This is a genomic window from Shimia sp. CNT1-13L.2 (assembly GCF_024331145.1).
Lineage (GTDB): Bacteria > Pseudomonadota > Alphaproteobacteria > Rhodobacterales > Rhodobacteraceae > Shimia.
Map to the genome: position 1 here is coordinate 139163 of NZ_JANDJO010000001.1, position 14447 is coordinate 153609.

12 protein-coding genes are annotated in these 14447 nt (G+C 61.9%); 7 read left to right on the forward strand and 5 right to left on the reverse strand.

Translation table 11 applies throughout. From position 1 onward, the window contains the following. Nucleotides 1–14: 14 nt before the first annotated feature. Genes NNA36_RS00655 through NNA36_RS00680 form a run of 6 tightly spaced genes read left to right on the forward strand, consistent with a single transcriptional unit; the run spans nt 15 to nt 5990 of the window. Entirely contained in the window at nt 15–674 is a 660-nt protein-coding gene (locus NNA36_RS00655; protein ID WP_255103299.1) for an ABC transporter ATP-binding protein, read from the forward strand. Then, complete coding sequence (locus tag NNA36_RS00660; protein WP_255103301.1) at nt 652–2352, forward strand: capsule biosynthesis protein; 1701 nt, start codon at nt 652–654, stop codon at nt 2350–2352. Before NNA36_RS00655 ends, NNA36_RS00660 begins: the two co-directional genes overlap by 23 nt. A gap of 1 nt (nt 2353) precedes the next feature. Then, nucleotides 2354–3187 carry a 3-deoxy-8-phosphooctulonate synthase gene (gene kdsA, locus NNA36_RS00665; protein WP_255103303.1) on the forward strand — a complete coding sequence of 278 codons (834 nt, stop codon included), beginning with the start codon at nt 2354–2356 and terminating at the stop codon, nt 3185–3187. A gap of 20 nt (nt 3188–3207) precedes the next feature. Beyond that, nucleotides 3208–4704 carry a phosphomannomutase/phosphoglucomutase gene (locus tag NNA36_RS00670; protein WP_255103305.1) on the forward strand — a complete coding sequence of 499 codons (1497 nt, stop codon included), beginning with the start codon at nt 3208–3210 and terminating at the stop codon, nt 4702–4704. An 8-nt stretch (nt 4705–4712) separates the two neighbouring features. Then, nucleotides 4713–5447, forward strand: coding sequence for a hypothetical protein (locus NNA36_RS00675; protein WP_255103307.1), 735 nt, complete (start codon nt 4713–4715; stop codon nt 5445–5447). A gap of 51 nt (nt 5448–5498) precedes the next feature. Continuing rightward, nucleotides 5499–5990, forward strand: a complete 492-nt coding sequence (locus tag NNA36_RS00680; protein ID WP_255103309.1) for a hypothetical protein — start codon at nt 5499–5501, stop codon at nt 5988–5990. 63 nt (nt 5991–6053) lie between these two features. On the opposite strand, the gene NNA36_RS00685 is transcribed toward NNA36_RS00680, so the two are convergent. From NNA36_RS00685 to NNA36_RS00695, 3 genes are all read right to left on the reverse strand, one after another. After that, a complete protein-coding gene (locus tag NNA36_RS00685; protein ID WP_255103310.1) occupies nt 6054–6866 on the reverse strand; it encodes a crotonase/enoyl-CoA hydratase family protein in 813 nt (270 codons plus the stop codon). 67 nt (nt 6867–6933) lie between these two features. Beyond that, nucleotides 6934–7545 (reverse strand): TetR/AcrR family transcriptional regulator, encoded by a 612-nt coding sequence (locus NNA36_RS00690; RefSeq protein WP_255103312.1) that lies wholly within the window; start codon nt 7543–7545, stop codon nt 6934–6936. Nucleotides 7546–7644: 99 nt separating this feature from the next. Then, nucleotides 7645–8448: a crotonase/enoyl-CoA hydratase family protein gene (locus NNA36_RS00695; protein WP_255103314.1), complete on the reverse strand. Its 804-nt coding sequence runs from the start codon at nt 8446–8448 to the stop codon at nt 7645–7647. Between the two features lie 102 nt (nt 8449–8550). On the opposite strand from NNA36_RS00695, the gene NNA36_RS00700 reads away from it, so the two are divergent. After that, a complete protein-coding gene (locus NNA36_RS00700; RefSeq protein ID WP_255103316.1) occupies nt 8551–8745 on the forward strand; it encodes a SlyX family protein in 195 nt (64 codons plus the stop codon). Between the two features lie 3 nt (nt 8746–8748). On the opposite strand, the gene NNA36_RS00705 is transcribed toward NNA36_RS00700, so the two are convergent. Beyond that, nucleotides 8749–10752 carry a M10 family metallopeptidase C-terminal domain-containing protein gene (locus NNA36_RS00705; protein WP_255103318.1) on the reverse strand — a complete coding sequence of 668 codons (2004 nt, stop codon included), beginning with the start codon at nt 10750–10752 and terminating at the stop codon, nt 8749–8751. A 143-nt stretch (nt 10753–10895) separates the two neighbouring features. Next, a complete protein-coding gene (dnaE, locus tag NNA36_RS00710; protein WP_255103320.1) occupies nt 10896–14414 on the reverse strand; it encodes a DNA polymerase III subunit alpha in 3519 nt (1172 codons plus the stop codon). Nucleotides 14415–14447: the final 33 nt, after the last annotated feature.

A 14447-nucleotide genomic window follows, 5' to 3' on the forward strand; every position in this document is an offset into this window, starting at 1 on the left:
AGCCGGAGCAATCGATGCTCGAATTTGATAACGTGAGCAAGTCCTTCTGGACTGGGACACAGCGCAAGGTCATCCTTGATCGCGTGTCTTTTCGCGTGGAACTCGGCAATTCGCTCGGCATCCTGGCGCCTAACGGCACCGGCAAGACCACGCTGATCAACATGATGGCGGGCCTTGAGAAACCCGACGAAGGCGAAATCCGCCGGGGCTGCCGCATTTCCTTCCCGCTCGGCTTCATGGGCGGCGTGGTGAACAAGCACACGGCCGTGGAAAACTCGCGCTACATCGCCCGCCTCTACGGTCTCGATCCCGATTATGTCGAAGCCTTCTGCCGCTGGCTCTGTGGCCTTGGCGAATACTTCGACCAACCGCTTGGCACCTATTCTTCGGGGATGCGCTCGCGGTTCACCTTCTCGCTCATGCTGGCGCTGGATTTCGACATGTACCTGATCGACGAAGGCATGCCCTCGTCCACCGATGTCGAATTCAACCAGAAAGCCGGACAGGTTCTCAAGGAACGCCTGAGAACCACCACCATCATTATCGTGTCGCACAAGCCGAAAATTCTCGAAAAATTCGCGCGCTCGGCCGCCGTTCTGTTAAACGGTAAACTGTATATGTTTGACACCTTGGAAGAGGCAAAGCAGCTCTATGACTACCAAACCCAAGGCTAAAAAGTTTCGCATCCGCCGCAGCGCCCCAACCCCGAGCGCGGCACCGGCCCCGGCTTCAGTTCAGGCCGCACCCGCCGAGCTGCCCGAAACCCAGCCGCAGCCAACCCCGGCAGAGCGCCCGCGCCCCCGCGCCGTGCCCACCCCGGAACCGGCAGCACCAGCGGCGGCACAACCACCCCAACCACAGGCACCCGCGCCGCAGCCAACCCCGCAAGCGGCACCGCAGCCCGCCGCCATGACACCGGATCAGGAAATCGACGTCATCAAGCGCGAAGGCCTGACCGGCCGCCAATTGCGCATGGCCCGTCGCATGGCCCAGAAACACGGTCTGGCCGCCACCTCCGACTATGACGCCGTGCGCCTGTTGCGCCGCAACGGGCTTGATCCGTTCCAGCGCACCAACATGCTTGAACTCGTGACGGCAGACGACAACACCGCCGTCGCCACCACCTCGCAGCAGGCACAACTGCCGCAAACCGTACCGATGGGCAAACAGACCCTGCCCTCGACGGAAACCGTCTCGCCCACCGAACGCCGCGCCGCCGAGATCGGTGAAATCCAGCGCGACATCGCCCGCCGCCGCCGCCGTCGCCTCGCGCTGATGCTGGCCCGCCTGTCGGTCTTCGTCTTCCTGCCCACCTTCATGGCCGCCTGGTATTTCTACACCATCGCGACGCCGATGTACTCGACCAAGTCCGCCTTCCTCGTGCAGCAGGCCGAGGGCGCAACCGGTGTGGGCCTCGGCTCGCTCCTGCCGTCACAGCTGAACGTGAACAGCGATGCCATCGCGGTGCAGGACTACCTCACCTCGAAAGACGCCATGCTGCGCCTTGATCAGGATGTCGGCTTCAAGTCGCACTTCTCCGACCCGTCGATTGATCCGATCCAGCGCCTTGATCCCAATCCGTCACACGAAGAGGCCCACAAACTTTACAAGAAGGTTGTGAAAATCGGCTACGATCCGACCGAAGGCTCGATCCGGATGGAGGTGATCGCCGCTGACCCGCAGATCGCCACCAATTTCTCGCGCGCGCTCATTTCCTATGCGGAACAACGCGCCGACGACCTGTCCCAGCGCAAGCGTGAAGACCACCTGCGCGACGCCCGCGCCAGCCTGGAGCAGGCCAAACAGGAACGCCGCGATGCGCAACGCGCGCTTGTCCAGTTGCAAAGCGACAGCGACCTGATCGACCCCGAAGGCCTGATCGCAAGCCTGCGTCAGCAGATTTCGAACGTACAGGTACAGCTGCAGGAAAAAGAGCTGCAACTCGCCGCCCTTCAGGACAACCCGCGCCCCAACCGCGCCCGTGTTCAAGGCGTGCAGGGCGACATCCGTCGCATGCAGACCCTGCTGGCCTCGCTCGAAGCCAAGATGACGGATGCCACTGCCGGGGATTCCTCGCTGGCTCAGAAAACCGCCCAGATCCAGATGGCACAGGCCGACCTTGCCACCTCCGATCTCCTGATGCAGTCGGCCCTGCAAACGCTCAAGCAAACCGAACTCGAAGCCAACCGTCAGGTCCGCTACCTGACAACCTCGGTCACACCGGTCGCTTCGCAAGATCCGGCCTATCCGCGCGCGTTTGAGAACACGATCTTGGCCTTCCTGATCTTTTCGGGCATCTACCTGATGATCTCGCTTACCGCGTCCATTCTCAGAGAACAGGTCTCTTCCTGATATGAAACACGTCCAGATTGGCAACCTCTCGGTTGCAAACGACGCCCCGCTCACCGTGATCGCGGGCCCCTGCCAGCTTGAAAGCGCGGACCACGCGCAGATGATCGCAGGGCAGATGAAAGAAGCCTGCGATGCCGCCGGCGCCCAATATGTCTTCAAGGCCTCCTACGACAAGGCCAACCGTACCTCGGTTTCGGGCATCCGCGGCCTTGGCATCGACGAAGGCCTCAAGGTCCTGCAAGGCGTCAAGGAGGCCATCGGCGTGCCCGTCCTGACCGATGTCCACACCGAGGCCCAATGCGACCCCGCCGCCGAAGTCTGTGACATCCTGCAAATCCCTGCCTTCCTCTGCCGCCAGACCGATCTGCTTCTGGCCGCCGGCAACTCCGGCGCGGTTGTGAACGTCAAGAAGGGCCAGTTTCTCGCCCCCTGGGACATGGACAACGTGGTCTCCAAGGTCGAAAGCACCGGCAACGAGAAAATCATGCTCACCGAGCGCGGCACCTCCTTTGGCTACAACACCCTCGTCACCGACATGCGTGGCCTGCCGCGCATGGCGCAAACGGGCTATCCGGTGATCATGGACGCCACCCACTCGGTCCAGCAACCGGGCGGTCAGGGCGGCTCGTCGGGGGGGCAACGCGAATTCGCGCCGGTGATGGCCCGCGCCGCGGTCTCGCTCGGAATTGCCGGAGTTTTCATCGAAACCCACCAAGATCCCGACAATGCGCCGTCAGATGGGCCAAACATGATACATTTACATCATATGCCTGCACTAATTGACACGTTGATGGCCTTCGACCGACTGGCTAAAGCACACCCAATTCACATCTGACTCAATTGACGAGAAGACATATGCAAAAACCTGCCGCCACGGTGACCCCGAACACCTGGGAATTCCTGCGCGACCCGATGATCAAACCCACGGGCTTCCGCGAATACGACGCCCGCTGGCGTTTCCCGGAAGAGATCAACCTGCCCGGCATGACCGCCCTTGGCCTCGGCCTCGGCACCCAGATGCGCCGCCGTGGGATCGAGCCGGTGATCGCCGTCGGCAACGACTACCGCGACTATTCGCTCTCGATCAAACTGGCGGTGATCCAGGGCCTGATGCGCGCCGGCATCCAGGTCAAGGACATCGGTCCGGCCCTGTCGCCGATGGCCTATTTCGCCCAGTTCCACCTCGACGTGCCCGCGGTCGCCATGATCACCGCATCGCACAACCCCAACGGCTGGACCGGCGTGAAGATGGGCTTTGACCGCCCCCTCACCCACGGCCCCGACGAAATGGGCGAACTGCGCGACATCGTCCTCAACGGCGACTGGGAAGAAGCCGCAGGCGGTTCCTATGAATTCGTCGACGGCGTCAAGGAAGCCTACCTCGACGACCTCGTCGGCGATTTCAAGATGTCCCGCCCGCTCAAGGTGGTCTGCGCCACCGGCAACGGCACCGCATCGGCCTTTGCCCCTGAACTCTTCCGCCGCTTGGGCGTCGAAGTGGTCGAAAGCCACAACGAACTCGACTACACCTTCCCCAACTACAACCCCAACCCCGAAGCGATGGAAATGCTGCACGACATGTCGGCCTCCGTCAAAGCCTCGGGCGCTGACATGGCGCTTGGGTTTGACGGCGACGGTGACCGCTGCGGCGTTGTCGACGACGAAGGCGAAGAGATCTTTGCCGACAAGGTCGGTGTCATCATGGCCCGCGACCTGTCCAAGCTCTACCCGAATTCGACCTTCGTGGCCGACGTGAAATCCACCGGCCTCTTTGCCTCGGACCCCGAGCTGCAAAAGAACGGTGTCACCGCCGACTACTGGAAAACCGGCCACAGCCACATGAAGCGCCGCGTCAAGGAAATCGGCGCGCTGGCTGGCTTCGAAAAGTCCGGCCACTACTTCCTCGCCGAACCGGTGGGCCGTGGCTATGACTGTGGCATGCGCGTTGCAGTGGAAATCTGCAAACTGATGGACCGCAACCCCGAGATGTCCATGTCCGACCTGCGCAAGGCCCTGCCGAAAACCTGGTCGACCCCCACCATGTCGCCCTACTGCGCCGATACCGAGAAATACGACGTCCTCGAACGCCTCGTGCAAAAGCTGGTCGCCAAGGCCGACGCCGGTGACACCTTTGCCGGCCGCGCCATCAAGGAAGTCGTCACCGTGAATGGCGCCCGCGTCATCCTCGACAACGGCTCCTGGGGCCTCGTGCGCGCCTCGTCGAACACCCCGAACCTCGTGGTGGTCTGCGAAAGCTCGGAAAGCGAAGCGGAAATGCGCGCCATCTTTGCCGACATCGACGCGGTCATCCGCACCGAAGAGCTGGTTGGCGACTACGACCAGACGATCTGAGGCACCCTTTGCTCGGCCTGATACGCGCCCTGTTCAAATCGGGACAACCCGCAGAGAAATCCCGCCCCGGCGGGATTTCCACCTCTGCCGACCTGCCACGCCCCTTCGGCTTCAAGACCGGCTGGTTCGCCCTGCGCACCACCGACACCGATGCCGCCGCCACGGCCTTCGGCATGACCCAGCCGCAGCTCTGCAACTGGACAAGCGGCCTCGCCGCTGTCTCGGGCCACACACCATCGTCCAAGCTGCCACCGATCTTCGTGACCCCGCCCCTGAACGGCTGGACCCTTGCCGTGACCGGTTCAGGCATCAACGCCGACACCCCAGAGGGCTGCAAGGCCGTCGCGCAAACCGTCACCTCCCTGTCCAAAGAATTCGGCGAGGCCCAGTTCTTCGCCTCCCACCGCGTTGTCGAACACTCTGCATGGTTCATCGCCCGCAAGGGCCAATTGAAACGCGCCTTTTCGTTCGTGGGCGCCCAAAGCGGCCTGATCTGCAACATCGGCCCCGCCACAAGCCCCTTCGAACACACCCTGCACCTTGATCAATTGGACGGCCTCTCCCTCAACATGGCCAACTCCATCCTTGCCTCTCTCAGCGATGAGGCCGCAGAAAAGAAACTGCCCTACCTGAACGAAACCGCCCCGCACAAGGTCGCCCGGCTCTGGAGCCTCTCGCCGCTCGACCTGCCCCGCAGCGGCGATGACATCGGGGTCGGCATCCTTGGCCGTTTCACGCCCTGATCCCCAGCATTCCCCGTTTTCCCGAAACCAATTTTTCCACGTATTTCCAACATGCCCCTTCTGCCCTATGCGCTGCCCGTCGCTGTTCTGCTTGTTGTCTGCCTTGCCCTCTGGTTCCGCAAATCCCGCAGGCAGATCCCGCAAAGCGCACCCATCCTGATTGACGGCTCGAACGTCATGCACTGGAACAACGGCACCCCCGACATCCGCGTCGTCCGCCGCGTGGTCGATGCGCTGCAACATCACGGGCACACCCCCGGCGTCGTGTTCGATGCAAACGTCGGCTACAAGATCAGCAACCGTTTTCTGGGCGACGAGGCCATGGCCGACCGCCTGAACCTCCCGGTCGAACAGGTCATGGTCTCGCCCAAGGGCGTGCCCGCCGATCAGTTCCTCCTGCAAGCCGCCCGCGACATGGACGCCGCGATCATCACCAACGACCGCTTCCGCGACTGGGCCACAGCCTTTCCCGATGTCGTCAAACCCGAACGCCTTGTCAAAGGCGGCTTTCGACAGGGGTCTCCCTATCTGAAAGCCTCCTGACACGATCTCTTTCTACTCCGGAGCACCCGTAGGAGAAGTCCACAGCGGCGCCCTGACCTCGCCTCAGATGTCGCTGAAGTCGCCACTCCTCCCCTTGCCACCGGCAAAGCGGCTGGCGCCCTCGGGCGCATCTTTGCGGCAGGCGTCGATACCATTGGCCCACTCAAGCCGCAGCCCGTCGCGCACCGACATCCCCCGCGACTCGATGATCGTGCGCCGGTCTGCAAGAACCGCCGCCTGCGGAAAACGCGCGATCTCATGTGCCATCGCCTCTGCCGCTACTCGTGCCTCGCCTTCCGGCACCACCTTTTCACACAGCCCGATGCGATAGCACTCCTCGGCAGGCACCTTGCGCCCGGTCATCGCGATTTCCAGCGCCTTGCCCTGTCCTACCAGACGCGGCAGGCGTACGGCCCCGCCATCCATCAGCGGAATGCCCCACCGGCGACAAAAGACACCAAGATACGCGGTCTCGGCCATCACCCGCACATCGGCCCACATCGCCAGTTCCATCCCGCCGGCCACCGCCGGTCCTTCCACCGCCGCGATCACCGGTTTGCTTAGCTCCATGCGCGACGGCCCCAGCGGCCCGCGCGGCGCAGGCGCAGCCCCCACCGGAAAGGCAAGGTCCTCCACAATCTCCTTTTGGAGTTTCTCCCGATCCGTCAGGGTCGTGGCGTATTTCAGATCCCATCCCGCGCAAAAAGCGCCGCCCTTGCCCCAGAACACCGCGACCTTGGCATCGCTCGCCTCAAAGGCCTCGAAAGCCGCCACGATGGCATCTGCCGCCTCCGGGCTCATTGCGTTGCGTGCCTCGTCAAACCGATCGTGAATGATGGTCCAGACATCACCGTTCTTTTCGATTTCCACCGCCATGACATGTCTCCTCTGTTCGCGGAAACCACCTGTCCCCGCGCTTGTCATTCCGACTCAGATAACACTGTTATCTTGATGGCTTGACTATGAGCGCCCCAAGCAACGAGTCAAGAACCAACTGCCAGTGAGTTTCCAATGATCGGTCGCGTTTCGAAAAGCTCAGCGCCAGCACACCAATCATCGCGGCAAAGGTGGCATGGGCCCGCTCCAGCGCCTCGTCCTCGCCCATCACACCGCCGCCGATCCGCAGGAAACAGGCCTGGAAAACCGCCATGCTGTCTTTCAGAATCTCGTTCAATTCGCGGTCCCGCTCTGCCCCAAGGCTCTTGCGTCCCTCCCTTTCAAACAGGTAGAGACCAAGCTGATACTCAAACTTATGTGCCTGATAATACTCAATTGCTGCCAAAACAGAGGCTCGTAGGGACGCCTCCGGATCCGCCTCCTTCGCCGCCCCGACGGACACCGCCTTGTGTAACTCGTGCAGGCTCTCTTCCAACAGCGCCGCATAGATATCCTCCTTGCCCGAGAACATCTTGTAGATCGCCCCGGTGGTATATCCCGCCGCCGCCGCGATCTTGCGCAGCCCGGCATCCAGCCCCCCCTCCTCGGCAAAGATCACCCGCGCCGCATCAAGCACTTTGCGACGTCGCGTCATAAGATCAGCGGCTTCCTGCGCCATGGGCTTTCCTTTCGCCTTGGTAACATCGTTACCCACCCAGAATGGCACGGGGCGGCTGGAAAATCCATGCCGCCCCGTCATGTCCCCATCACCCAAAGGTCAAATGTCGGCGAAATCCCCGCCGCGCCCCTTGCCACCGGCAAACCGTGCCGCGCCGTGCTGCCCCTCGCTCAGGAAGGTTGCATAGGATCGCCATTCCCGCGTCAGGGCCTGCGCCAGCGCCTCTCCCGACATCCGCGCCGACAGGTGATCGGCCCGCATACAGGCCTGCGGAAACCGGCTGAGGCCCTCGGCAAACTCCACCGCCGCAGCCAGCGCCGCGCCATCCTCGACCACGCGATCCACCAGCCCCAGCCGCTGGGCCTCGTCGGCCTCCACGGGACGTCCGGTCAGGATCAGGTCATTGGCCCGCCCCTGCCCCATGATCGCGGGCAACCGGATTGTGCCCCCGTCAATCAGCGGCACGCCCCAGCGCCGACAGAACACGCCGAATGTCGAAGACGCGCCCGCCACCCGCATGTCGCACCACGCCGCCAGTTCGATGCCTCCGGCCACCGCATAGCCCTCGACCGCGGCAATCACCGGCTTGGTCAGCATCAGGCGGCTTGGCCCCATCGGCCCCGGCAGGGGCTGAGCGCGGGCATCCCGCCAGCCTGCGGGAATATCCACCTCGCCGATCCAATCCTGCCCATCCCCTTCTGCCGCTGCCTTGAGATCGAAGCCGGCACAGAAGTATCCACCTTCCCCGGTCAACACGGCGGCATCCACGCTGTCATCCAGATCAAACTCAAGGAAAGCCTTGTATAAGTCCCGCGCCGTTTCGGGGTTCACCGCGTTGCGCGCATCCGGGCGGTTGATCGACACAATCCGCACCCGGCCACGCGTCTCCACCAATAAGCTCATGAAAAATCCTCCTGCCCCAAGCGCAGCATCCCGAGCGCTACGGCGTCAATCAAAACCCCACGTCGCTTGACCCGAAGCCCCGCGCGGCCTATCGAGCCTGCCATGGACAAACTGGAAGAACAAATCGCCCACCTAACGCGCACCGTCGAAGACCTCTCCGAGGTCGTCGCCCGTCAGGACAAGGAACTCGCCCTGCTGACACGCCGCGTGCAGTTGCTGCTCGAACGCGAAGCCGCCCGCGAATCCGACGGTGGCGGTGGCGTCGTCTTTGGTGACGAACGCCCCCCGCACTACTGATCGTCAGAGCAGGAAATCCCCTGCGGTCAGGTCGACCAGCAGACCAAGATCAAGCGAGAAGTCGGCATTGCCATCGCCGTCGACATCGGCGCGAATGGCCGTACGTCCGCCGCCCTTGAAATAGCGCAACTCGCCCGCCGTGCCGCTAAAGGCCGTAGTGCCGATAAAGGTGAAATCCTGGTCCCCGGCGGCACCGGTGTTGGCATCGATTGCCGAGATGTAGATCCGGTCATCGCCTTGGATGAAATCGATGATGTGGTCATGCGCGCCCAGCGCACTGTCGCTCACGTTGAAGAACGAAAACGCATCCGCGCCGTCCCCGCCCGACATGGTGTCCTGACCACCAAGACCGCGGATCGTGTCATCGCCGTTGCCACCATGCAGCGTATCCTGACCATCCCCGCCAAACAGGACATCATTGCCAAGCCCGCCTTCCATGCTGTCATTGCGGTTGTGGCCATAAAGCGTGTCGTCGCCGCTGCCACCAATCAGCAGGTCATCGCCCTTGCCGCCTTCCAGAATGTCCTTGCCCGCAAGCCCGCTGATCGTGTCCTTCCCGGCACCCCCGACCAGCTTGTTGTTGATCGAGTTGCCCCAGATTTCGTCACCTCTGGTGCCACCAATCGCATCCTCGATCATCGACCGTTTCTTGCCGTCATGCAGCAGGGCATTAAACACGCTGCCACGGGCATAGATATTGTCGTCCGGATCGGCCTTGCCCTCCAACAGCGCCAGTTGGCTTTTCTTCAGAACGCTCCACTTGCCCGGCCGCAGGTCAAGCATCACACCGGTATTGTAATTCGACGCGTCATAGGTGTCGTGACCGCCACCGTCCCAGATCGTCTCGAAGATTTTCGCCTTCGTCTTGTCAAACGTATAGGTCGTGTCCCCCGATTTGGTCTTGAAGTTCGCGCCATAAAGATACTGGATCGCCGCGATATCGTGCATCATCAACGTATGCGGATAGCTGCCCTCGGCATTGGTCACATTGGCAATCGACTGCCCCGCCCACGAACGATAGCTCATCACCGAAAACTCGTGACTGTCCTGATTGGCGGGCAACTGCACCCCGTTGCCACGCGTACTGTGCGGGTGCTTCAGGCCAAGCGCATGGCCCACCTCATGGATGAAGACATAAAAGTCATAAGACCCCACTGCCGCCTCGGCCGTCGGACGGGCAATGTCGATCATCACGTCGCCCGAATTCGCGCTATGCCCCGGCAGAAACGCATCCGCCGGCGCATCAATATCCGAACGCCCGAACCGCAACGTGCCCGGCGTGCCGCCATCCGTCACCTTCTTGAACGTGATGTCGGCAAGGTCGTCCCACATGTCCAGCGCCTTCAGCGTCATCGCCTTCTGCCCCGCCGAGAACGCCTGCAAAGTATCCGCGCGGGTCTTTGACGAGGTAAAGGTCTCCGGCCCCGTGCCATACCCCGGCAGGTCCGAATTCGCGTTCATGAAACTCCAGGTGATCGTGTTCTCGGCCCATTTCGTGCCGTTAATCAGGTTGTCGATCTTCACATCGCCCGAGTTGGCAATCTTCTTGTGCTCCGGCCTTACCCCCACCGTCAGGTTGTCCACCGCGAACCCCGCGGGCTCGCTGCCAATCGGCTTGATCACCACCTTCTTGATGACATTCTCGCCGAAATCGAAACTGAAGTTCTGATAGGTGCCATCGTCGTTGGTGTTCACCTTCTTGACGATCTTGAACCCGTTGTGTCCGTGGATAACGACCCGCGTGCTCTTGGCCGCGTCAAAACACCCCGCATCGAAACTCACCGACGAGGCAAGGTGCGAAAAGGTGAAGACCACCGGCCCGCTATAGCTCGAGTTGGCCGCGATACAGGGCGTCGTCGGGTTGCAGCTGTCCGGCACAAGCTGCCCCGTGGTGTTCACCGTAAAATCCCCGACATGCAGCAGGTTGGCGAAGGTGTAGGTTGGGTTGGTCGTGTAAAGGGAATACTCGTCAAACGTTATGGTACCGGTCGAAACTGGGCTGGCCATGCGATGTCCTCCCGCAAAGCCCGCGCATCTCGTCCTACCGAAATCTCCGCGGGATGCGCGGACGATTGGTCATGAAAATTCTGTTTGAGGCCTCGGATGGTAGCACAAAAGCGGCGGCACGTCACATGTGCCGCCAACGGCCCTCAGAATTCCTCGACCATCATCACCCCATCGAGCGACTTCAGCGCACCCTTGATCTGGGGGTTCACCGGAAATTCGCGGCCCGTGTCCATCTCGACCTCGCCGGGCAGGTCCGGGCTCATCAGGCAGAAGATAACCGGCCCCTTGCCGCCTGCCTTCACCGTTTCGGCCGCCTGTTGCAGCACATTCGCCACCGGCGCCACCGCCCCTGCGTCCTCAAGGTAAATCTTCAATCCGGCACTGCCCGCATCCGCAACAATGGTTTCCACCGGTGCCACCGACTGCGCCAACAACTTGAGCTGGTCGCTTTCCATCTCGGCCTTCACGGTCACCACAACCTTGGCCCCGGTCTCAAGGTATTCCCGACACTTCTCAAGCGTGTCCGAGAAGATCGTCACCTCATAGGCCCCTGTCGGATCGGACAGCTGGGCAAAGGCAAAACGGTTGCCCCGCGCCGATTTCCGCTCCTGCCGTCCAGACACCCGACCGGCCAGCTTTTCGATACAGGCTCCGCCACGGGCCTTCTCGGTCAACTCGTCCAGCGTCAGAACCTTCTTGCGCTTCAGGGCGGGCATGAAATCCTCAAGCGGGTGGCCTGATAGGAAGAAACCAATTGCCTTGGCCTCCTCGTCCAGCCGCTCCGCAGGAAGCCAATCCGTCACCGGCGCCATGCGCGGCTCGGGCAGGTCTTCGCCGGCCTCACCGAACAGCGACACCTGGCTTGAATGCTTCTGTTCCTGAATGGCCGCCGAATACTGCACCAGCGCGTCAAGGCTCTCCATGACGCGGCGGCGGTTGCCGTCCAGCTGGTCAAAAGCCCCTGAACGCGCCAGCATCTCCAAGGGCCGCTTGCCAACCCGTTTCAGGTCGACACGGCGGGCAAAATCGAACAGCGTGGCAAAGGGCTTGTCCTTGCCCTCCACCTTGCGCCCCTCGGTCACAAGCTTCATCGCCTCGACACCAACGTTCTTGAGCGCGCCCAGCGCATAGACAAGCGCCCCGTCAACCACCTTGAACGTCGCGTCAGACCGGTTCACACAGGGCGGCACATAAGGCAGCTTCAGCGCCTTCTTCACCTCTTCGAAATAGATCGCCAGCTTGTCGGTCAGGTGAATATCGCAGTTCATCACACCTGCCATGAACTCGACCGGATGGTTCGCCTTGAGCCACGCCGTCTGGTAACTCACCACCGCATAGGCAGCCGCGTGCGATTTGTTGAAGCCGTAGTTCGCGAACTTCTCGAGAAGGTCAAAGACCTCCGAAGCCTTCTTGGCCGGAACCCCGTTCTCGCCCGCGCCCTTCTCGAACTTCGGACGTTCGGCGTCCATCGCCTCCTTGATCTTCTTACCCATCGCCCGGCGCAACAGGTCGGCGCCGCCAAGGCTGTAACCCGCCATCACCTGGGCAATCTGCATCACCTGCTCCTGGTAAACGATGATGCCCTGGGTCTCTTCAAGAATATGGTCGATCAGCGGGTGCACCGACTCGATCTCCTGCAACCCGTTCTTCACCCGGCAATAGGTCGGGATGTTCTCCATCGGGCCGGGACGATACAGCGCCACAAGCGCAACGATGTCCTCGATACAGGTCGGCTTCATCTGCTTCAGCGCATCCATCATGCCGGTGGATTCCACCTGGAACACCGCCACCGTCTTGGCCGCCGAATAAAGCTTGTACGTGGGCTCGTCATCCAGCGGAATGGCGTTGATCTCGTTCTCCGCCCCCTCCGCCGGCTCGTAAAGCTGCGTCCCGTCCGCCGCGATATGCAGGTCGCGCCCCGAGGCGTGGATCTGCTCGATCGCATTCTGGATCACCGTCAGCGTCTTCAGGCCAAGAAAGTCGAACTTCACAAGGCCCGCCTGCTCGACCCACTTCATGTTGAACTGGGTGGCTGGCATATCCGAACGCGGATCCTGATAAAGCGGCACCAGCGCATCCAGCGGCCGGTCGCCAATCACCACACCCGCCGCGTGGGTCGATGCGTTCCTCAAAAGCCCCTCGACCTGCTGGCCATAGGTCAGCAGACGATCCACCACCTCCTCGGCGCGCGCTTCTTCGCGCAGACGCGGCTCTTCCTTGAGCGAATCCGCAATCGACATCGGCTTCACCCCTTCCACGGGGATCAGCTTGGACAGGCGATCCACCTGACCATAGGGCATCTGCAAAACCCGCCCGATGTCGCGCACCGCCGCCTTGGACAACAGCGCACCAAAGGTGATGATCTGGCCCACCTTGTCGCGGCCATATTTCTCCTGCACGTATTTGATCACCTCTTCCCGGCGATCCATGCAAAAGTCGATGTCGAAGTCCGGCATCGAAACCCGTTCCGGGTTAAGGAAACGTTCAAACAGCAGCGAATAGCGCAGCGGATCAAGGTCGGTAATCGTCAGCGCATAGGCCACCAGCGATCCCGCACCAGACCCCCGCCCCGGCCCCACCGGAATGCCCTGATCCTTGCCCCACTGGATAAAGTCCGCAACGATCAGAAAGTAACCCGGGAACCCCATGCTCTCGATGATCCCAAGCTCGAAATCCAGCCGCTCCTGATATTCCTCGACACTCACCGCGTGCGGGATCACCGCCAGACGTTTCTGCAAGCCCTCGTTGGCAATGCGGCGCAGCTCGGCCACCTCGTCATCGGCAAACTTCGGCAGAATCGGGTCCCGACGATAGGTCGCAAAGGCACAGCGCCGTGCAATTTCCACCGTGTTTTCAATCGCCTCGGGAAGATCCGCGAACAGCGTGATCATCTCTTCCTGGCTCTTGAAATAATGCTGCGCCGTCAGGCGGCGGCGGCCCTCCTGCTGGTCGACATAGGCGCCTTCGGAAATACAGATCAGCGCATCATGCGCCTCGAACATGTCGGTCTTCGGGAAATAGACATCGTTGGTCGCCACCAGCGGGATGTCCATCTCATAGGCCATCTCGATAAAGCCGCGCTCGGTCAGCCGCTCCACCTCGGGCTGGCCCATCTCGCCGGGATGGCGCTGCAGCTCGACATAAAGGCGGTCGGCAAAGATTTCCTGATACTGCCGCATCATGGCCTCGGCTTCGGCCCGCTTGCCCTGCTGCAGAACCTGCCCAATCGGCCCTTCCGGTCCCCCCGTCAGACAGATCAGCCCCGCAGACCGCTCGGCCAGCTCTTCCATCGTCACCTGCGGCAACTGCCCGCCCTTGTCCACGTAAAGACAGGACGACAGCTTCATCAGGTTCTCGTAACCTTCCTCGCGCTGCGCCAGCAGAACAATCGGCGCCGGTTTCGGCGGCTGCGTCCGCCCCGTCGGATCGTTGTGCGGCATGGCGATATCCACCTGACAGCCCACGATCGGCTGAATCCCCGCCCCCTGTGCGGTGACCGAGAATTCCAGCGCCGCAAAAAGGCTGTTGGTATCCGTGATCGCCACGGCGGGCATGCCCATGTCGGCGCACATGCCGGGCAGTTTCTTGACCCGGACAGCGCCTTCCAGAAGCGAATATTCGGTGTGAACGCGGAGGTGGATGAATCGTGGACTGCTGCTCATGACGCCCAAGCTACCCCAGCGCTCGCGCCGAGG